At 64.5% G+C, this 19,152-nt stretch carries 20 protein-coding genes and 1 tRNA gene; 11 read left to right on the top strand and 10 right to left on the bottom strand.

Annotation, left to right across the window (positions count from 1 at the left end):
- Nucleotides 1–267 precede the first annotated feature (267 nt).
- Nucleotides 268–525 carry a hypothetical protein gene (locus ATO9_RS01380; protein WP_162183048.1) on the top strand — a complete coding sequence of 86 codons (258 nt, stop codon included), beginning with the start codon at nucleotides 268–270 and terminating at the stop codon, nucleotides 523–525.
- Nucleotides 526–528: 3 nt separating this feature from the next.
- Entirely contained in the window at nucleotides 529–1,326 is a 798-nt protein-coding gene (locus tag ATO9_RS24155; protein ID WP_156127734.1) for a hypothetical protein, read from the top strand.
- Between the two features lie 13 nt (nucleotides 1,327–1,339).
- Here the strand turns inward: ATO9_RS24155 and pncB are convergent, their stop codons facing one another.
- Complete coding sequence (gene pncB, locus ATO9_RS01375) at nucleotides 1,340–2,632, bottom strand: nicotinate phosphoribosyltransferase (protein WP_043744031.1); 1,293 nt, start codon at nucleotides 2,630–2,632, stop codon at nucleotides 1,340–1,342.
- Between the two features lie 241 nt (nucleotides 2,633–2,873).
- On the opposite strand from pncB, the gene ATO9_RS01370 reads away from it, so the two are divergent.
- Nucleotides 2,874–3,473 carry a hypothetical protein gene (locus ATO9_RS01370; protein ID WP_043744028.1) on the top strand — a complete coding sequence of 200 codons (600 nt, stop codon included), beginning with the start codon at nucleotides 2,874–2,876 and terminating at the stop codon, nucleotides 3,471–3,473.
- Nucleotides 3,474–3,478: 5 nt separating this feature from the next.
- On the opposite strand, the gene pncA is transcribed toward ATO9_RS01370, so the two are convergent.
- Complete coding sequence (pncA, locus tag ATO9_RS01365; RefSeq protein WP_043744024.1) at nucleotides 3,479–4,075, bottom strand: bifunctional nicotinamidase/pyrazinamidase; 597 nt, start codon at nucleotides 4,073–4,075, stop codon at nucleotides 3,479–3,481.
- 190 nt (nucleotides 4,076–4,265) lie between these two features.
- Between pncA and ATO9_RS01360 the strand changes: the two genes are divergently transcribed.
- Both ATO9_RS01360 and trhO read left to right on the top strand, forming a co-directional pair.
- Nucleotides 4,266–4,805 (top strand): NADPH-dependent FMN reductase, encoded by a 540-nt coding sequence (locus ATO9_RS01360; protein WP_052418024.1) that lies wholly within the window; start codon nucleotides 4,266–4,268, stop codon nucleotides 4,803–4,805.
- 73 nt (nucleotides 4,806–4,878) lie between these two features.
- Nucleotides 4,879–5,781, top strand: a complete 903-nt coding sequence (gene trhO / locus ATO9_RS01355; protein WP_043744019.1) for an oxygen-dependent tRNA uridine(34) hydroxylase TrhO — start codon at nucleotides 4,879–4,881, stop codon at nucleotides 5,779–5,781.
- Between the two features lie 271 nt (nucleotides 5,782–6,052).
- On the opposite strand, the gene ATO9_RS01350 is transcribed toward trhO, so the two are convergent.
- Entirely contained in the window at nucleotides 6,053–7,282 is a 1,230-nt protein-coding gene (locus tag ATO9_RS01350; protein WP_043744016.1) for an MFS transporter, read from the bottom strand.
- 96 nt (nucleotides 7,283–7,378) lie between these two features.
- Here ATO9_RS01350 and ATO9_RS01345 point away from each other — a divergent pair, with 96 nt between their 5' ends.
- Nucleotides 7,379–8,143, top strand: coding sequence for a cyclase family protein (locus tag ATO9_RS01345; RefSeq protein ID WP_043744013.1), 765 nt, complete (start codon nucleotides 7,379–7,381; stop codon nucleotides 8,141–8,143).
- A gap of 19 nt (nucleotides 8,144–8,162) precedes the next feature.
- Here ATO9_RS01345 and ATO9_RS01340 read toward each other — a convergent pair whose 3' ends face one another.
- Nucleotides 8,163–8,564 carry a rhodanese-like domain-containing protein gene (locus ATO9_RS01340; RefSeq protein ID WP_043744010.1) on the bottom strand — a complete coding sequence of 134 codons (402 nt, stop codon included), beginning with the start codon at nucleotides 8,562–8,564 and terminating at the stop codon, nucleotides 8,163–8,165.
- A 125-nt stretch (nucleotides 8,565–8,689) separates the two neighbouring features.
- Here ATO9_RS01340 and ftrA point away from each other — a divergent pair, with 125 nt between their 5' ends.
- Nucleotides 8,690–9,670 carry a transcriptional regulator FtrA gene (gene ftrA, locus ATO9_RS01335; protein WP_238318648.1) on the top strand — a complete coding sequence of 327 codons (981 nt, stop codon included), beginning with the start codon at nucleotides 8,690–8,692 and terminating at the stop codon, nucleotides 9,668–9,670.
- Nucleotides 9,671–9,729: 59 nt separating this feature from the next.
- On the opposite strand, the gene ATO9_RS01330 is transcribed toward ftrA, so the two are convergent.
- Nucleotides 9,730–9,806, bottom strand: a tRNA-Pro gene (locus ATO9_RS01330).
- Nucleotides 9,807–9,977: 171 nt separating this feature from the next.
- On the opposite strand from ATO9_RS01330, the gene ATO9_RS01325 reads away from it, so the two are divergent.
- Both ATO9_RS01325 and tmpT read left to right on the top strand, forming a co-directional pair.
- Nucleotides 9,978–10,910 carry a 2-dehydropantoate 2-reductase gene (locus ATO9_RS01325; protein ID WP_043744004.1) on the top strand — a complete coding sequence of 311 codons (933 nt, stop codon included), beginning with the start codon at nucleotides 9,978–9,980 and terminating at the stop codon, nucleotides 10,908–10,910.
- Nucleotides 10,911–10,990: 80 nt separating this feature from the next.
- On the top strand, nucleotides 10,991–11,632 hold the full coding sequence (gene tmpT / locus ATO9_RS01320; RefSeq protein ID WP_043744001.1) for a thiopurine S-methyltransferase: 642 nt from the start codon (nucleotides 10,991–10,993) through the stop codon (nucleotides 11,630–11,632).
- A gap of 72 nt (nucleotides 11,633–11,704) precedes the next feature.
- Here the strand turns inward: tmpT and leuB are convergent, their stop codons facing one another.
- Nucleotides 11,705–12,808 carry a 3-isopropylmalate dehydrogenase gene (gene leuB / locus ATO9_RS01315; RefSeq protein ID WP_043743998.1) on the bottom strand — a complete coding sequence of 368 codons (1,104 nt, stop codon included), beginning with the start codon at nucleotides 12,806–12,808 and terminating at the stop codon, nucleotides 11,705–11,707.
- A 172-nt stretch (nucleotides 12,809–12,980) separates the two neighbouring features.
- Between leuB and ATO9_RS01310 the strand changes: the two genes are divergently transcribed.
- On the top strand, nucleotides 12,981–14,321 hold the full coding sequence (locus ATO9_RS01310) for a globin-coupled sensor protein (protein ID WP_043743996.1): 1,341 nt from the start codon (nucleotides 12,981–12,983) through the stop codon (nucleotides 14,319–14,321).
- Nucleotides 14,322–14,330: 9 nt separating this feature from the next.
- On the opposite strand, the gene ATO9_RS01305 is transcribed toward ATO9_RS01310, so the two are convergent.
- Nucleotides 14,331–15,239: a LysR family transcriptional regulator gene (locus tag ATO9_RS01305; RefSeq protein WP_043743993.1), complete on the bottom strand. Its 909-nt coding sequence runs from the start codon at nucleotides 15,237–15,239 to the stop codon at nucleotides 14,331–14,333.
- A gap of 96 nt (nucleotides 15,240–15,335) precedes the next feature.
- Here ATO9_RS01305 and ATO9_RS01300 point away from each other — a divergent pair, with 96 nt between their 5' ends.
- Nucleotides 15,336–16,247 carry a Rossmann-fold NAD(P)-binding domain-containing protein gene (locus ATO9_RS01300; protein WP_052418023.1) on the top strand — a complete coding sequence of 304 codons (912 nt, stop codon included), beginning with the start codon at nucleotides 15,336–15,338 and terminating at the stop codon, nucleotides 16,245–16,247.
- A 5-nt stretch (nucleotides 16,248–16,252) separates the two neighbouring features.
- On the opposite strand, the gene ATO9_RS01295 is transcribed toward ATO9_RS01300, so the two are convergent.
- The 3 genes from ATO9_RS01295 to leuD all read right to left on the bottom strand — a co-directional run bounded on the left by ATO9_RS01295 (nucleotide 16,253) and on the right by leuD (nucleotide 18,987).
- Nucleotides 16,253–17,119: an endonuclease/exonuclease/phosphatase family protein gene (locus ATO9_RS01295; RefSeq protein ID WP_238318647.1), complete on the bottom strand. Its 867-nt coding sequence runs from the start codon at nucleotides 17,117–17,119 to the stop codon at nucleotides 16,253–16,255.
- Nucleotides 17,120–17,265: 146 nt separating this feature from the next.
- Nucleotides 17,266–18,108, bottom strand: a complete 843-nt coding sequence (locus ATO9_RS01290; RefSeq protein ID WP_043743991.1) for a hypothetical protein — start codon at nucleotides 18,106–18,108, stop codon at nucleotides 17,266–17,268.
- Nucleotides 18,109–18,381: 273 nt separating this feature from the next.
- Nucleotides 18,382–18,987, bottom strand: a complete 606-nt coding sequence (leuD, locus tag ATO9_RS01285) for a 3-isopropylmalate dehydratase small subunit (protein WP_043743987.1) — start codon at nucleotides 18,985–18,987, stop codon at nucleotides 18,382–18,384.
- Nucleotides 18,988–19,152: the final 165 nt, after the last annotated feature.

Below are 19,152 nucleotides of genomic sequence, written 5' to 3'. Positions count from 1 at the left end.
GCCGATGAAATGTTGCACGTACAATTAACAGCATCTAACGTAGAGCGAATGGGATGCGTAAAAAAATTTCTCCAAATCATCTACCCGGTTGTGGTGGGCTTATTGTGCCTATGCATTGTTCCGCTCTCGAACTGTTTACTCGTAACACCATCTGTCGTGGTCGCATCGCAAGACAAAATTGACATAGGCACAAAGATTTCAGCTTTAACCGATACAATTTCATTTCTCATGAATCTTACATTTGCGCTGTGTGTTGCGGTTAGTTTTTTGACCAATCACCTTATCAAGGAGCGGCAAGTCATTAACTGGTGGATCGCTCTAATTGGTGTAGCATTTGTCCTGACGTCTGCATGGTCGCTTTATTTAGGGTTCCGATCAAGAATGATCGCACTAGACTGGATGACCTACTCGACCCTGGACATGAATAGTGTTGTGCAGGCAATTTCCAAGCAAGCTTTAGCGCTCAATATAGCCTTTGCGCTCGGAACAACACTCAGCCTTGAAGCACTGAAGAAAAGGGGGTGAAGTATGGCAAACTCATTGAGAACATCCGCTATAATAACACACTTCTTTTTATTCCCTCTAACGTCAGCAGCCACCGCACAGGAGGAGATTTGTTCACCCCTCCAAATCGAAATGGCAGAACGACGGGCTGAGCCAATTGTCATCTTTGAAAATGATATATCTCTGACGGATGCCATAATCAGTATATATGGCTGCACGCCGAACATTTCGTCGGATTTTTTTGCAAGTTCCAATATTGAAGTATCTGTTACTGATGAGCGTGACGTCGCGCACGTCGGACGCCTCACCGGCTTAGCTGTCGACCGACTTTCTGGCGAACCGGTATATACCGCCGAGATTGAAGGCTATGGCCCACTTTTCGCAAATTCAGTTGTAATAGAACCTACACAGTTATCAGCGTGGGAATCGCTAGAAGAAATGGTACTCCAGCCGGGCCCACAACTCCCCCCACAATCCGATGAACGATATTTTCCTATAACACCCCAAGATCTACTTCGGCCAGAATATTCAAACAGCGAGATAACGGCTGCAGCCTTGCTTTCCTCCCTAGGCAGAACGGCCAAAATTTGGATTACAGTCGATTCCGAACCATCATCAGCTGAAATTTTTCACAAGGACAAGATCATTGGACTGACGAAGCAGAAAATGCTTGTAGAGGAGAGCGCTTTGAAAGAAATTTCTTTGCGCTTGAGCGGCTTTGAGAATTGCAAGCTGAATGAGTTCACTTTCTCTAGAAACCCTCGCACTAGAGAAGGGAGTTTCTATTGCAAGCTTTCAAAACCCCTAAAACAGAAAGACTGAATAAATCGAAAGCCTAAACCACAACCTCCATCGCCTCCTGCTCCCCGACCCCGAACACCCGCTTGTACCGGGCGATCTCGTCTTCCGGCCCCATGGCCTTCTCGGGGTTGTCGGACAGCTTGACGGTCGGCTTTCCGTCCGCGGCGACGGCCTTGCAGACCAGGGAGAACGGCGCCAGGGCGTCGTCCTCGACCAGCCCGCGGAAGTCGTTGGTCAGCAGCGTCCCCCAGCCGAAGGACACGCGGACGCGGCCGGAGAACTGGCGGTGCAGCTCCTCGATCTTGGCGACGTCGAGGCCGTCGGAGAAGATGACGAGCTTTTCGCGCGGGTCCTCTCCGCGGGATTTCCACCAGTTGATGGCGGTCTCGGCCCCGGTGGCGGGGTCGCCTGAATCGATGCGGATGCCGGTCCAGCCGGCCAGCCAGTCGGGCGCGCGGTCGAGGAAGCCCTTGGTCCCGTAGGTGTCGGGCAGGATGATGCGCAGGTTGCCGGAATGCTCCTCGTGCCAGTCGGCGAGCACGTCATAGGGGGCGCGGGCCAGGGCGGCATCGTCCGACGCCAGGGCGGAATAGACCATGGGAAGTTCGTGCGCGTTGGTGCCCACGGCCTCGAGGTCGCGCTTCATGGCGATCAGGCAGTTGGACGTGCCGGTGAACTTGTCGCCCAGCCCTTCGACCATGGCCTGCACGCACCAGTCCTGCCAGAGGTGGGAATGCCGCCGCCGCGTGCCGAAATCGGCGATGCGCAGCCCGTCGAGGTCGCGCAGATCAGTGATCTTTTCCCAGATCTTGGTCATCGCGCGGGCATAGAGCACCTGAAGCTCGAACCGGCCCATCCGGTCGAGGATGGCACGGCCGCGCAGCTCCATCAGGATGGCGAGGGCGGGGATTTCCCACAGCATGACCTCGGGCCAGTTGCCTTCGAAGGTCAGCTCGTACTGGTCGCCCTTGCGTTCCAGGTGGTAGGGGGGCAGGCGCAGGTTCTCGAACCATTCCATGAAATCGGGGCGGAACATCTGGCGCTTGCCGTAGAAGGTGTTACCGCGCATCCAGGTCGACTCGCCCCGGGTGAGGGAAAGGGAGCGCACATGGTCGAGCTGTTCGCGCAGCTCTCCCTCGTCGATGAGCTTGGCCAGGGGGACATGCTTGGACCGGTTGATCAGCGAAAAGGTGACCTGGGTCTGGGGCTTGTTGCGAAAAACCGACTGGCACATCAGCAGCTTGTAGAAATCCGTGTCGATCAGCGACCGCACGATGGGGTCGATTTTCCAGCGGTGGTTCCAGACGCGGGTGGCGAGATCAGTCATCGGCGGGCTTTCCCCTTTAGGTGCCCGGATGGTTAAACCAACTGGCCCTGCGGTTGTCCAGCGCGGGGCCTTTTTGCGGGACGGGCTTCAGGGGGTCAGCCCGGCGCGGGAAATTGGCGATTTCTTGGCAATTGGCGTTACGGCACCCGGTCCGAAACCATGGTTAATTCCCATATTCGCCCCAATCCGGACACAAGCAGGGGGCATTGTCCACACTGGGATAATAATGGCGGAAAGCCGGATGAGATACGACTTTGACATGGTCTATGTGATCCCGGAATCCCTTAGGACCGGGGATCTGGATCACGGCCCGGGCAGCTTGTCCGAGCAGGTTGCGCTATGGCGCGACCCCGAAGTCGCAAAGTCCCTTCAGCGGGCCGATCCCGAGGTGCAGGATCTGTTCCGCGACTCGGGCTTCGGCCTGACCACGCATCAGAGCGACCTGGAACCCGACACCTATCCTGCCATGGATGACGATGCCCGCCTGATGGCGGTGAACCTGCTGGCCGAAAACCTGCATGACCTCGGCCCGGCCAGCAAACGCATGGATTGGGGCGGGTTCGACCTGGACGAATTCCTGGACCACCTGGACCGGGCGGTGCCGATCGGGTCTATTGCGACCGCCAAGGGGCTGAAGAAGGCGCCGACCTCCCTGGCCACCCAGCTGGCCCCGCTGCGCAACGCCTTCATGTCACGGGTGGCGCCGCATCTCTTCGTGGCGGTCGTATTCTTCCTGCTGATCAATTACGGGCTGCAGGCCGTGGGCATCGGCGATGGTGGCATGACCACCTTCCTGCGCGTGCTCGTCGGTGATTTCGACGCCGCGACCAGCGATTTCTGACCCGCTCAGACGACCTTCACACCGGCCTGTTTCATGCCTTCGAGCGACGCGGCAAGCGATCCGTCCAGGTCGATACCTCGGCAGAGCGCCGTGTCGACGGTGACGTCGAAGCCCAGTTTCGCCGCGTCGACCGCCGAGAAATTCACGCAGAAATCCGTGGCGAGGCCGACCATGGTCAGCGTCGTGATCCCGCGGCTGCGCAGGTACCCCTCCAGCCCCGTTGGGGTCGTGTGGTCGTTTTCGAAGAAGGCGGAATAGCTGTCGATGGCGGGGTTGTAGCCCTTGCGGATCACCAAATCGGCCGGATCGGTGGCAAGATCGGCGTGGAAGGCCGCGCCATGCGATCCCTGCACGCAATGATCCGGCCAGAGCACCTGCGGGCCGTAGGGCATGTCCGTCATCTCCATCGGGGCCTTGCCGGGATGCGAGGAGGCAAAGGAGGAATGGCCGGCCGGGTGCCAGTCCTGCGTCAGGACCACCGCGTCGTAATCGGCCATCAGCGCGTTGATGCCGGGCACGATCCGGTCACCCTCGGCCACGGCGAGGGCACCACCGGGGCAGAAATCGTTCTGGACGTCGATCACGATCAGGGCGCGGGTCATCGGGGTCTCCTGTTGCTTCTGCGCGGAGCGTAGCAGCGTGCCGCCGGGGGTCAATCGCGCCCGGCCCGGGGCCGGTGCCACGGGGGCTCAAAGGGGCTGGACGGGGGCGGATTGCGCCCCATTTGACCTGATGACGGCCCGACGCCCAGACCTGTCGCGGCCCAAGGACCGGAACAACGGAGATATGCGCATGAAGATCGTCGGACTGATCGGATCGCTTCGGGCGGGGTCGCTGACCCGCCAGATCATGGAAACCCTGCCGGAGCTTGCCCCCGACGGGATGGAGATCACCATGGCGCAGATCGACCACCTGCCCTTCTACAACGAGGATCTGAAAGCCGATGGCACCCCCGAAGACCCACGCCGCCTGGCCGATGCCATCGCGGCGGCGGATGGGCTGATCGTCGGGTCGCCGGAATACAACCGCTCGACGCCCGCCGTGATCAAGAATGCCATCGACTGGGTGTCCAAGGAACCCGACCGGCCGCTTTCGGGCAAGCCGACGCTGATCGCCACGCAATCGCCCGGCGCCCTGGGTGGGATCCTGTCGAATTACCACCTGCGACAGGTCCTGTCGGTCACCGGCGCAGAGCTGATCACCGGGCCCGAGATCGCGATCATCCGCAGCGGCGAAAAGGTCGAGACGGGCAAGATCGTCGATGCCGATACCCGCGATTTCCTGGCCGGTCAGCTGGAACGCCTGGCCGAGGCGATCCGCCGGAAGGGCTGAGCCCGCCGCCAGACCTGCGCCCCGCGACCGCCTGTCCCTTGCCCGGCGGGCGCAACGGGCGTAGATCGCGGCCATGTACACGATTGCCGCCCTGTATCACTTCACCCGGTTCGAGGATCCCGCTGCACTGCGGGGGCCGCTGCTTGACCTGTGCCTTGCGCAGGGTGTGACCGGATCGCTGCTGCTGGCGCAGGAGGGGATCAACGGCACCATCGCCGGCTCCCGCGCCGGGATCGATGCCGCGCTGGCCCATATCCGCGCCCTGCCCGGCTGTGCCGACCTGGAGTGGAAGGAAAGCAGCGCCACGGACCAGCCCTTCGGCCGCATGAAAGTGCGCCTGAGGAAGGAAATCGTGACGATGGGCCAGCCGGATGTCGATCCGCGCGCCCTGGTCGGCCACTATGTCGACCCCGCCGACTGGAACGCGCTGATCCGGTCGGAGGATGTCGCCGTGATCGACACCCGCAACGATTACGAGGTGGCCATCGGCACGTTCGAGGGCGCGGTCGATCCGCAGACGGCCTCGTTCCGCGACTTCCCCGCCTGGTGGGAGGCCAACAAGGACCGGTTCCACAACAAGCGGATCGCGATGTTCTGCACCGGCGGCATCCGCTGCGAGAAATCGACGAATTACCTGCTGGGCCAGGGGGTGGAAAACGTCTATCACCTGAAGGGCGGCATCCTGAAATACCTCGAAGAGGTGCCGGAGGATGACAGCACCTGGCAGGGCGAATGCTTTGTCTTCGACGGGCGCGTATCGGTCGGGCACGGGCTGAAGGAAGGGCCGCATGAGCTCTGCCATGCCTGCCGCCGCCCGATCCTGCCCGGCGACCGCGAGCACCCTTCCTATGAGCATGGCGTGTCCTGCCACCATTGCATCGACGAGACCAGCGAGGCCGACAAGGCCCGGTTCCGCGAACGTCAGAAGCAGATCGCCCTGGCCACCGCGCGGGGCGAAGCGCATCTGGGCCGTTGAGGCGATCGTCGGCGGGCGGCTCTGGCTGAGAGTGCGGAAAGGGGCTCTGCCCCTTGCCCCCAAAGCTGCGCTTTGGGGGCTACCCCGGAGTATTTTGGGCAAGATGAAGCAGGGGACCAGCACCTGTTGAGGCCCGTTGCCCCCGGCAGCCCGGGCCACGCGGCGCGGCGGCGACATACCTTGTGCCCCGCCCCCCTTTCATCTGGCCGGTCAATATCCCGGGAGGTCCGGAGGGCTGGCCCTCCGGCGCCGTTGGCAAGGGGCGCGCGGCTCAGGCGGGCAGTGCGCCGGAGCGGCGGGTCCGCAGCAGGATCATCAGCATGATGCCCACGTTCAGCAGGTTCCAGGCGATGCCGTTGACGAAGGCGAGGAAGTAGCTGCCGGACATGTCGTAGATCCAGCCCGCCATCCAGCCGCCGATCGCCATGCCGAAGATCGTGGTCATGATGACGAAGCCGACGCGGGCGCCGGCCTCGCGTGCGGGGAGGTATTCGCGCACGATCACCGCGTAGGAGGGCACGATGCCGCCCTGGGACAGGCCGAAGACAAGGCTGACCACGTAGAGCGATGTCAGGCCGCCCGAGGGGATGTAGAGCATCAGCGCCAGCGTCTGCAGGGTCGAGCCGATCAGCAGCGTCGGCACGCCGCCGATCCGGTCGGCCAGCATGCCCGACACGATCCGGGAGGCGACCCCGCCCATCAGCATCAGCGACAGCATCTGCCCACCGACCGCCGGGCCGTAGCCGAGGTCGACGCAGAAGGCGACGATATGGACCTGCGGCATCGACATGGCCACGCAGCAGCCGATCCCCGCCAGGCCCAGCAGCACCGTCAGCCCCAGCGGCGAGAAGCCGGAGGAGCGGGCGCGGGCCGCGCTGGCCTCGTCCGAGCGGGCGGCGGCCAGCAGCGGCAGGCGGCGGCGCAGCACGAGAGAGCCGGGCACGATCACCCCGATGATCATCAGCCCAAGGATGCCGTAGACCGCCCGCCAGCCGCCGGAGCTGAGCACCCCCGACAGGACCAGCGGCCAGATCGCACCGGAGAGGTAATTGCCGCTGGCCGTGATCGCCACGGCGATGCCCCGGCGGCGCAGGAACCAGAGCGACACATCGGCGATCAGCGGCGCGAAACAGGCCGCCGTGCCGAAGCCGATGGCGAGGTGCAGCACCGTCACCGTCAGGAAACTGGGGATTGCCGCGGCCAGCAGGAAACCCGCCCCTTCCAGCAGCGCCGCCCCGGCCAGGGCGAGGGTGATGCCATAGCGGTCGACCGCGCGGCCGATCAGCCCATTGCCCAGGGCGAAGCCCACCATTGTCAGCGTGTAGGGCAGCGTCGCATCGGCACGGTCCAGCCCGAACTCGGCCTGCAGCGAGGGCAGCACGACGATCACCGCCCACATGCCCACATTGCCGACGACCGCCAGCGACAGCGACAGCGCGAGGCGTCGCCAGGCATAGCCGCTGTCCAGGACGTCGGCGCTTTGGGGGTCGATGGCAGTCATGCGCGGACGGTAAGGGCGGGGTTACGCCCTCACAAGCGCAAAAGCGCTGTGCAGAGGCGCCATTGCGGATAGGCTCCGGCGAAAAGGAGGACCCCCATGAAACTGATCGACCTCGCCCGTCCGCTGGAAAACACGACCTATGCGGATCCGCCCGGCCTGGCGCCCGAAATCACCTATTTCGCCCATGACGACACGGCGGAGCAGATCCTGGCCTTCTTCCCCGGCGTGGCGCGCGACCAGCTGCCCGGTGGCGAGGGCTGGGCGGTGGAACGGGTTGCGATCTCGACCCATAACGGCACGCATCTGGATGCGCCTTATCACTACCATTCCACGATGGATGGCGGGCAGCGGGCGATCACCATCGACGAGGTGCCGCTGGAGTGGTGCATCGGGCCTGGGGTGAAGCTGGATTTCCGCCACCTGCCCGACGGCCATGTCGTCAGCGCCGAGGAGGTCGCGGCGGAGTTCGACCGGATCGGGCATGAGCTACAGCCCGGCGATATCGTCCTGGTGAACACCGCAGCGGGCGCCGCCTATGGCAAGCCGGGGTATGTCGCCACCGGCTGCGGCATCGGGCACGAGGCGACCTGCTGGATGACCGAGCGGGGGATGCGCGTCTGTGGCACCGATGCCTGGAGCTGGGACGCGCCCTTCGTGCATACGGCCAAGCGAGTGGCGGAAACCGGCGATGCCGATCTGATCTGGGAGGGCCACCGCGCCGGCGTGGTGCGCGGCTATTGCCACATGGAGAAGCTGGCCAACCTCGACCAATTGCCCGCGACCGGGTTCCAGGTCCAGTGCTTCCCGGTCAAGATCAAGGGGGCGAGCGCCGGCTGGTGCCGGCCTGTCGCGATCCTCTGATCCGTCAGTATGAGACCCGTCATTCGGGGCCGGTGGCGAGGGCAAAGCCCTCGTCGATCCAGCCGGTGACGCCGCCGGCCATGATCTTGACCGGGCGGCCCAGCTGCGCCAGCCGCAGCGCACCGCGGGCCGCGCCGTTGCAATGGGGCCCGGCGCAATAGGTGACGAAGAGCGTATCCTCGGGCCAGGCGGCCATCTTGGAGCGGATGATCTTGCCATGGGGCAGGTTGATCGCGCCGGGCACGTGTCCTTTGGCAAAGAGGTCCGGTCCGCGCACGTCCAGCAGCACGAAATCCCCGGCCCCGCTGTCGAGGGAGGCATGCACATCCCAGCAATCGGTTTCGAAGGTGAACTCGGCCGCGAAATGGGCAATCGCGTCTTCGGGGGCGGCGGCGGGAATGGCGGCGACAGGGCTGGGCATGGGCGTGATCCTTGGCTGGATGTGATCTGTGACCCTGTTCTGGCGCGGAGGCGCTGTGCTTGCAATTGGCAGGAATGACAATATACGTAAAAAAACTGCCAATGAGTCATGTAATGGGTCAAATCATGCCAGACACCACCGGGCCGCTGGCCGTCGCCCTTGTCTATGACGGGCTTTGCACCTTCGAATTTGGCGTCGCGGCCGAGGTGTTCGGCCTGGACCGTCCCGAGATGGGGCCGGGCTGGTACCGCTTTGCAAGTTGCGGGATCGGGGACGGTCCGCTGCGCGCCCATGGCGGGCTGACGATCACACCCGATCACGGACCCGAACTGATCGAAGAGGCCGACATCATCGTCGTGCCCGGCTGGAAGGGCGCGGATCATCCGGTACCGGAGGCTCTGTGCGCGGCGCTGCGCCGGGCCCATGCGCGGGGCGCGCGCCTGGTGTCGATCTGCTCGGGTGCCTTCGTGCTGGCGGCGACCGGTCTGCTGGACGGGGGCGATGCGACGACCCATTGGCGCTACGCGGACAAGCTGGGCCAGCGGCATCCGGGCATCGCAGTGGATGCGCGTTCGCTCTATCGGGGGCGGGACGGGATCTGGACCTCGGCGGGCAGTGCCGCGGGGATCGACCTGCTGATCGAGATCGTGCGCCAGGATTTCGGCGCCGCGGCGGCGAATTCCGTGGCCCGGCGGCTGGTCGTGCCGGCGCATCGGTCCGGCGGGCAGGCGCAGTTCCTGGAACGCCCCGTCCCCGCGCGCGCCAGCGGAGAGATCGCGCCGCTGCTGGACCGGATCCGCGAACGCCCTGACGCGCCCTGGACCAGCGAACGCATGGCCGGCGAGGTCCGGATGAGCCTGCGGACCTTCCTGCGCCGCTTCCAGGAGGCGACGGGCACGACCCCCGGCGAATGGCTGACCGATGAGCGGATCGAGGCGGCGAAGGCGCTGCTCTGCGAGGCCGATCTGAGCATCGAGACGGTGGCCGGGGCGGTCGGGTTCGGCAGCGCCCATGCCCTGCGCCACCATTTCCGCAACCGCATCGGCCTGACCCCCACCGAATACCGCACGAGGTTCCTGGCCGAGGGGCGTGGAACGGCGGCGTGATTGCTGGATCGGTCGGGCCGGAAAACGAAAAAGGCGCCCCGAAGGACGCCTTGTTTCATTGGTCGGAGTGGCGAGATTCGAACTCACGACCCCTGCCTCCCGAAGACAGTGCTCTACCAGGCTGAGCTACACTCCGACCGTGAGGCTGCGGGGTAGACCTTTTGCCGGGACTTGGCAAGCCCGATTTCGACTTCCGACGACGATTCTCGGGCCGGTGATGAATGGCCCAAGGGCTGGCCCGTAAAGCAATTGCGCTGGCCTGTGGCAGGCGCAAAGATGGTCGGGACTGACAGCAGGGAGAAAGCGGATGCGGATTGCGATCATGGGAGCCGGCGCGCTTGGCGGATATTTCGGCGCGCGGCTGGCCGAGGCCGGGCATGATATCTGGTTCATCGCCCGCGGCGCGCATCTTGAGGCGATGCAGGCCAAAGGGCTGCGGGTCGAAAGCCCGCTGGGCGACATGCATATCAACCCGGTCCAGGCGACGCATGACCCCGCCGATGTGGGGCCGGTCGATGTGGTGCTGTTCATGGTCAAGAATCGCGATGTCGAACCGGCAGGCGAACAGATCAGGCCGATGCTGGGCCCGGACACGATGGTTGTGACCTGCCAGAACGGTGTCACCGCCTGGGAACGCCTGTCGCAGGTGATCGGCGCGCAGCATGTCGTGCCCGGTGTTGCCCGCATCCCCGGAGAGGTCTCAGCCCCCGGCGTGATCCGGCACACGGCCCCGATGGATACCCTGATCTTCGGCGAAGCGGATGGTCGCCCCTCGGACCGGGTGGAGGCGCTGCGCGCGGCATTGGAGGCGGCCGGGACCTCTCCCATGGTGCCGGACAATATCCTGCACGAGCTGTGGTCGAAATTCTGCAGCCAGGCGGCGCTGGCATCGCTCACGACGCTTACCGGGCTGGACGTGGGTCCGCTGCGGGACAACCCGGTATCCATGAAGTTGTTCAAGGACGCGATCATCGAGACCGAAACCCTGGCCCGCGCCATCGTTCCCGGCCTGCCCGACGACATGCTGGAGCGCGACTGGGCCTTCGTCGCGCGGTTGCCGCCGACCATGCATGCCTCGATGCTGGACGACCGCAGGCGCGGCAAGCCGATCGAGCACGAGTATCTCAGCGGCGATGTCGTGCGACTGGGCGAACGGCACGGTGTGCCGACACCGATCCATTCGGTGCTTTACGCGGCGCTGAAGCCGATCGCGGACCAGCTGGAAGCCGACGCCGGCTGACCCTGCGACACCCCCTGGATGACCCTGGCCGGGGCCGGTGCAGGGCCTACCTGACGACGGCAGCAACCGAAGAGGCGACGATGGACAGCGATTTCTGGCACAAGAAGTGGGAAGACAACCAGATCGGGTTTCACCGAGCCTCGGTCAATCCGCTGCTGGTGCGGTTCCTTTCGGTGCTCGGGCTGGCGCCGGGGGCGCGGGTGTTCCTGCCGCTTTGTGGCAAGACCCGGGACATTGCCTGGCTGCGCGACCAGGGTTTTCGCGTCGCCGGGGCAGAGCTGAGCCGCATGGCCATCGAACAGTTGTTCGATGAACTGGGGGAGACACCCGAGATCACGGAGCACGGCACGCTGACCCGGTTCAGCGGCAAGAGGATCGACATCTTCGTCGGCGATATCTTCGAGCTGTCCGCGCCGGTGCTGGGGCCTGTCGATGCGATCTATGACCGGGCCGCGCTGGTCGCCCTGCCACATGACATGCGGCCGCGCTACGGGGCCCACCTGGCCGGGATCACCGGGACGGCGCCGCAATTGCTGCTGTGTTTCGAACATTCCGTCGGAGAGGAGAAAGGCCCGCCCTTCTCTGTCGACCGGGCAGAAGTCGCGCGGGTCCATGGCGAGAGCTATACCGCCGACCTGCTGCTGGATGAAGAGATCGACGGAGAGCTGAAGGGCGACAATGCCGCCCATGACGTGGTCTGGCACTTGCTGCCAAAGGTCTGAACCAAGCCCATTGAAACGCAGAACGGCGCGGCCCCCGGGGACCGCGCCGTTCCTGTCTGGATCAGAGGTGGATCAGAGCGAGGCGTCGAGCGCCGCGATCACCGCATCGCCCATCTCGGCGGTGGTGGCCGGGGTGATGCCCTCTTCGTTCAGCAGGTCGGCGGTGCGCACGCCGTCGCCCAGGACCTTGTTGACGGCCTGTTCCACGCGGGTCGCTTCCTCGCCCATGTCGAAGCTGTAGCGCAGCGCCATGGCAAAGCTGAGGATACAGGCGCAGGGGTTGGCCTTGCCCTGACCGGCGATGTCGGGGGCGGAACCGTGGACCGGTTCGTACAGGGCCTTCGGGCGGCCGTTGTCCATCGGCGCACCGAGCGAGGCGGAGGGCAGCATGCCCAGCGACCCGGTCAGCATCGCGGCGAGGTCGGACAGCAGGTCACCGAACAGGTTGTCGGTCACGATCACGTCGAACTGCTTGGGCCAGCGGGTCAGCTGCATGGCACCGGCATCGGCGTACATGTGGGACAGCTCGACCTCGGGATAATCCTTGCCGACCTCGGTGACGACCTCGCGCCAGAGGATGCCGGATTCCATCACGTTGGCCTTTTCCATCGAGCACAGCTTCTTGCCGCGCTTCATGGCCAGGTCGAAGGCAGAGCGCGCGACGCGGTCGATTTCCGACTCGGTGTAGCGCTGCGTGTTGATACCGACGCGTTCGTTGCCTTCCTCGAAGATGCCGCGCGGTTCGCCGAAATAGACACCAGAGGTCAGTTCGCGAACGATCATGATGTCGAGGCCGGCGACCACGTCCTTTTTCAACGACGAGAAATCGGCCAGCGCGTCAAAGCACTGGGCCGGGCGCAGGTTGGAGAACAGGTCCATTTCCTTGCGCAGGCGCAGCAGGCCGCGCTCGGGCTTCACGCTGAAATCGAGGTTGTCGTATTTCGGGCCGCCGACGGCGCCCAGCAGGACGGCGTCGACCTCCTGCGCCTTGGCCATCGTGTCGTCATGTAGGGGCGTGCCGTGCTTGTCGTAGGCGCAGCCGCCGACCAGATCCTCGGAGACATCGAAGGTGATGCCGCGCTTCGCGCCGAACCAGTCGATGATCTTGCGGACCTCGGTCATCACCTCGGGGCCGATGCCGTCACCGGGCAGGATGAGAAGCGAGGGATTGGTCATGGGCGTCGTCCTTTGTCTGTTGGATGCGCGCGCAGGCGGCGGCGTTGCGGTATCGGGTAAACCGGGGCGCGTCCGGGGTCAAGAAAGGGCGGCGATCCGGGGCAGATCAAGCATTCGGTAACGGGTGTGGCCTATACGGCCCCTGCCCCGCCGAGACGAAGAGGAACAGCCCATGTCACTCACGACCGACGAACGACTCGACCTGCACGGGCTCACCGGCGACGTGCGGCAGGCGCTACGCCAGGCCGGTGAGGTGATCGTGCCGCATCTCGACCGTGTTCTGGACGGGTTCTACGATCAGGTTCGCGCCAATTCGGCGATGTCGGGTCACTTCAAGGATGACGAGATGATGGGCCGCGCGCGCAAGGCGCAGATCGCCCATTGGACGCGACTTTTCTCGGGCGATTTCGACCAAGGCTACATGGATGCGACGGTGCAGATCGGCGAGGTTCACCATCGGATCGGACTGGACCCCAGCAGCTATGTCGCGGTCTATTCCTGGTTCGAAAGCCAGCTGCAGCGCATCCTGATCACCTCCGGCCAATCGCGGCTGGGACGGTTCAGGGCGGATCATGTGATCGCCATGCTGGACGCCTTCACCCGCGCCAAGAACATGGATACCGAACTGACCATCACCACCATGATGCTGGCGCAGAAACGGGATTTCGCGGACCACCTGAAGACCCTGGCCGATGCCTTCCGGACGGAAATCGGGTCGGTCACGCAGACCGTGTCGACCGCGGCGCAGCAATTGTCCCACACCGCTGAGGGTATGCAGGGCAACACCCGCAACGCCATGTCCCGGTCCGACAATGCCGTGTCCTCGATCGGGCAGGCGGCGTCGAACCTGATGTCGGTCTCGGCGGCGGCGGACGAATTGCGCGCCTCGATCCACTCGATCTCGGACCAGGTGAGGGAGGCGCAGGCGATCTCGGAACTGGGCGCGCGCCATGCGGCGGAAACCGATGCGCTGGTGCAGGCGCTGAAAACCTCGGGCGACGAGATCAACGGCGTGGTCGAGCTGATTTCGGACGTGGCCTCCCAGACCAACCTGCTGGCGCTGAATGCCAGCGTCGAAGCCGCCCGCGCCGGTGAGGCCGGCAAGGGGTTCGCGGTGGTCGCCGGCGAGGTGAAGCAATTGTCGCTGCGCATCTCCGAGGCCACGGAAGATATCGGACGGAAGATTTCCCAGATGGCGGCGGATACCACACAGGCGGTGACCGCGATCGGTCAGATCGCCGGCACGATCCACAAGCTGGCCGCGATTTCATCGGCCATCGCCGTCTCGGTCGAGGAACAGCGCCAGGCGACGCAGGATATTGCCACCCACGCCACCACCACCGCCGGCGAGACCGAGGTGATCACCCAGAATATCGAGGCCGTCGGCACCGTCATCCGCGACGCCAGCAGCACCTCAGACGAGGTGATCATTGCCGCGCGGGAACTGACCCAGCAAAGCGATGTGCTGAACAGCGAGGTCGCCCGGTTCCTGAACGGGTTCCGCGCCGCCTGAGCCTGTCGGTCACGCCTCGGATTGCGACAGGATGGGGGCCAGACCCTCCTCCAGCATCCGCCAGGCCAGGGCGACGCGGGGCGTCTTGCGCACCGCCTCGTGTGCGGCCAGCCAGACCGGCAGGGCGGGGATCCGCAACTCCGGCAGGATGCGTTCCAGGGCCGGATCCTGTGATCCGAAGGCGACCTGCCCGAACCCGATTCCGCAGCCGGCGCGCACCAATTGCCAATAGGTGACCTGGTCATCGCAGCGGGTGGCGAAATCCTCCCGTCCGATGGACAGGCCCATCTGACGCATGCCGCGCAGGATCAGGTCGGACCGGTCATAGCCGATCAGGTCATGACCCGCGACATCGGCAATGCTGGTCGGACGCCCCTTGCGATCCAGGTAATCCTTCGCGGCGAAGGCGCCGATGGAGAGCCATCCGATCCGCCGCGTCACCACGTCCAGCTGTTCGGAGCGGTACATCCGGACGGCCAGGTCGGCCTCGCGGAACAGAAGGTTCTCGGACCGGTCGGAGGGGATCAGCACGATCTGCATCTCGGGCACGTCGCGCCGCATCCGGGACAGGATCGGCGGCAGATGGTGAAAGGCCACCATTTCCGACGCGGTCAGGCGAAGTGTCCCCCCCAGGCCCCGATCCTCCCCGGCGGCGGCGAGTGCGATCTCTCCGACGGCGGCGGCCATGCGCCGGGCGGCGGGCAGGATGGCCTGCCCCTGTTCCGTCAGGGCCAGGCCGCGCGGCTGACGCTGGAAAAGGTCCAGCCCGCTTTCCTCCTCCAACCGCCGGACCTGGCGGCCGATCGTGGGTTGCGACTGGCCCAGCCTTCGCGCCGCTTCGGACAATGACCCCCCATCGGCCACGGCGACGAAAACCTGCAACAGGGACCAGTCCAGATGTTCGAGATGGCTATCCATTCAATATTGAATACACGATTTTCAATTTCAGGCAATTTCCGTTCACTTCGGAACAGGTGAATATCGGGGCAGACAGATCGAACACGGAGTTCCAAGATGACACAGAACCGCCAGACCGCCCTGATCCTCGGCCCGAACGGCAAGTTCGGCCGCCATTGCGCCCAGGCCTTCGCCGCCCGCGGATGGGAGGTGATCGCCTTCGACCGCGCCCACGATTCGCTGGATCGCGCCATTGCCGCCGCCGACGTGGTGGTGATGGGCTGGCACCCGCCCAGCTACGAAATGTGGGAGCGCGACCTGCTGTCGATGCACCGCAGGTTCCTGGCCGCGGCGCAGGGGCATGACGTGACGGTAATCCTGCCCGGCAACGTCTACAATTTCGGCCCTGATGCACCGCGGGGCTGGGGCCCCGAGACGCCGCACCTGGCGACGAACCGGCTGGGCCAATTGCGGATCGCGCAGGAAGAGCTCTACCGCGCGGCGGATGTGCAGACCATCGTGCTGCGGATGGGCGACTTCCTGGATGACGAGCCGACCGAGACCTGGTTCCGCCGTTTCGTGATGGCCGGCGCCGCCAGCAAGGGGCGGGTCAGCTATCCCGGCGATTTCGACGCGCCGCATGCCTGGGCCTACCTACCCGATGCCGCCCGCGCCGCGGTGATGCTGGCCGAGCGTCGGGACCGTCTGGCCCGGTTCGAGGATGTGCCCTTTACCGGCTACACCCTGACCGCGCGGGAGCTGACCCGCGCCGCCAGCGAGGCCCTGGGCCGCGACCTGAAACTGCGGCGGATGAGCTGGCTGCCGCTGCACCTGGCCCGTCCGTTCATGCCGGTGCTGAAAGGCGTGTTCGAGATGCGCTACCTCTGGGATCTACCGCATCACCTGGACGGTGCGCGGCTGGCCGAGCTATGCCCCGACTTCCGCCCGACCCCATTGGCGACCGGCCTGCGCGTCGGCATGGGCGTTGAGGAGTTGGCAGAGCCCAACTTTCTGCCCGCCCCGGCCTGATCGCGTCAGGGCGGCGGCCAGTCGAGATCGACGATGACAGGAACATGGCGGCTGGCCTTCGGGTCGGCCGCCATGAGCTGAGCGCCGCGGATCGTCAGGTCGGCGGAGGGCAAAACGTAATCCACGCGCAGCTTGCCCGGCCCCGGATCGGGCCAGTTGACGGTGGGTTTGCCGTGCAGATCGGGCGCGTCCTGGAAGCGGGGATGCGCCAGCAGGCGGCGGATCGCCTCCGTCCGGCCATCGCCTCCGTCCGGCGGAAGGTTCGCGGCGCCCATGATGACGAAGGGGCCAGCGGGCGCGGCGCCGATCCGACCGTCGAGGCGATGCGCCCAGAACAGCACCTCGTCATGGTTGCGGCGGCCATTGCGATCCTCAGGCCCGTCGAAAACCGGCGGGGTGGCATGAAAGGTCATGATCCGAAGCTCCGGCCCCGTGGGGGGCTGCATCCCGACCTCCCAATGGGCGGTGGTGGACAGGCGCTGAATGTCAGCGCCTGTCGCCTGCGCACCGACCCGGCCTTGCGCGTCGACGAGCAGGGTGTCGGGAATGTCGCGCCACAGCCGGGCAGAGTGATCCTCGATCAACGTCAAGGGATGAAGGGACAGGATCGCCAAACCGCCCTGCCCGGCAAATCGGCCATAACCCTGCGCATCGCCGGGGCCGCCCAAACGACCATCGTCATCAAGGTCCAGCCCCGTCGGCAGGCCGGTATTTGGCAGGGCGGTGAAAAGATGTGGGTAGTCGGGCCCGCCGGCCCGTGCGATGGCCTCGCGTAACGCGCGCAGCGCGGCGCGGTCGTGGTCGTAGTCGATGGAGGCCAGCACCAGCACATCGGCGCGGATCGTGGCGAGCCCGGAGACCACCGCCGTCACCTGATCCTCGCCCTTCAGGATATCGCGGAGCAGCAGGCCGGGGCCGTCGCGAAACAGCTCCGTGTGCCAGAAGGCAAGGCGCAGCGTGTCGGCGCGAACGGGGGCAACGGCAAGGAACAGCAGGACAATCCCGCCGATCAGACCGATCAGGCGGTTTGCAGGCTTTCTTCGGAGCGCGCCTCTGCATAGGTGCGGCGGCGCTTTTCCTCGATGATATCCGCAACCCGGTTCAGGGCGACGCCCCGGATGATCAGGTTGGCAGGCAGGAAGGCCCATAGGGTCATCACCCAGATCAACGTGTGCGGTTCCGTCAGCGCGTTCATTTCCAGCAACGGAGCGGCCAGTTTCACGACCGCTGGCATCAAGAATGGCAGAAGGAAGCCTAACACCACGTTAATGATCGAATCCCGCTTCAGACGGGCCAGAACGTCGCCGCCGCCGGTCGGATCGAAGAGCGGAAGGTTGATCCAGACGTTGAAGGCGCCGTGGCGGACGGGCCAGCCGTAGATGCGGACCATGATGCCGAAGCTGACGAGACCGCAGAGCGCCACGACATAGGCGATGCCGGCGGCGTCACGGACCGCCGCAATGGTTTCTGCGGTGCTGCCTGCAGGCAGGGCCAGGATGACGAGGCGCACTGGCGAATAGGGGAAATCCACCGCGCTGGCCATCAGGCTGCCCAGCGTCCCCAGAAGCGTCGCGATCGGGGAGTTCAGGGAGCTGCCGGAGAAGTAGACCGTCATCAGCAACACCATCCCGAACATGGTGAAATACCGCAGGCGATTGACCGGCGGTGCGAAGCGGAATTCCAGGATCGAGGGGACCTGGCTGTAATATTCGATGAAGGTGAAGCCACCGGCGAGAAGCGCCACGAGCACGACCACCTGAGCCACGTCCGATCCCACATCGGGGAGCAGAAGTGACGGTGTCAGGATCGCCAAAGCGATCAGTAACCCGCGCAAAAACGCGCCTGTGAGTCGGACGATCACTGCTCTTTCCCTTCAAACTGGTCCGAAGCGATTCTTTGCCGCCTCTGTGTCCCAACTTGATGCCGCATTTGCGGTGCCTCATTCTTGCCTCAATCGTGCCGCCTTTTCGCCCATGGCTCAAGACGCACGTTCATAAGACCAGAGAATTAGGGCGATTCCTTGCCCGAACTGGTGCCTCTTTGCATCAATTTGTGCACGCAAAAGGGGAGAATGCCTCCCCTTTTACTAGATTGTGTTGTTTTTGGAATAAGCGGCCATAGGCCGCCGATCCGGTCAGACCCAGGGCCGGGACTGTGCCGCCTGGGCCTCGAACGCGTCGATGGAGGCGGATTTTTCCAGCGTCAGACCGATGTCGTCCAGCCCTTCGAGCAGGCAGTGCTTGCGGAAGGGATCGACCTCGAAATGGAAGACCTCACCGTCGGAGGAGGTGACGGTCTGGGATTCCAGGTCGACCTCGATCCGGGCATTGGAGCCCTTCTCGGCATCCTTCATCAGGATGTCGCGCTGCTCTTCCGGCAGGACGATCGGCAGGATGCCGTTCTTGAAGCAGTTGTTGTAGAAGATGTCGGCGAAGCTGGTGGAGATCACGCAGCGGATGCCGAAATCCTTGATCGCCCAGGGGGCATGTTCCCGGGACGAGCCGCAGCCGAAATTGTCGCCGGCGACAAGGATTTCCGCCTCGCGGTACTGGGGCTTGTTCAGGACGAAATCGGGGATCTCGTTGCCTTGGCGATCATAGCGCATCTCGTCGAAGAGGTTCACGCCCAGGCCCGACCGCTTGATCGTCTTCAGGAACACTTTGGGGATGATCATGTCGGTGTCGATGTTGACCAGCGGCATCGGTGCCGCCACCCCGGTGAGTTTTTCGAACTTTTCCATCTTGGTCCTTCCTGACCACGGAAAACCGCATCGGTAACACGTCGGTACAACGTCGGTATTACGTCGGTGCCTTGTCGGCCTGCAGGTCTCCGAATCCTAACGAATGGTTAAGGTTAATTTTGTGTGAGCGTACGGTGGGGCATCCGGTCGCAAGGCCGCGTACAG

It is taken from the genome of Pseudooceanicola atlanticus (genome assembly GCF_000768315.1).
Lineage (GTDB): Bacteria > Pseudomonadota > Alphaproteobacteria > Rhodobacterales > Rhodobacteraceae > Pseudooceanicola > Pseudooceanicola atlanticus.
The sequence above is the reverse complement of the archived record's forward strand: the minus strand, read 5'-3'. Positions and strand labels throughout refer to the sequence as shown.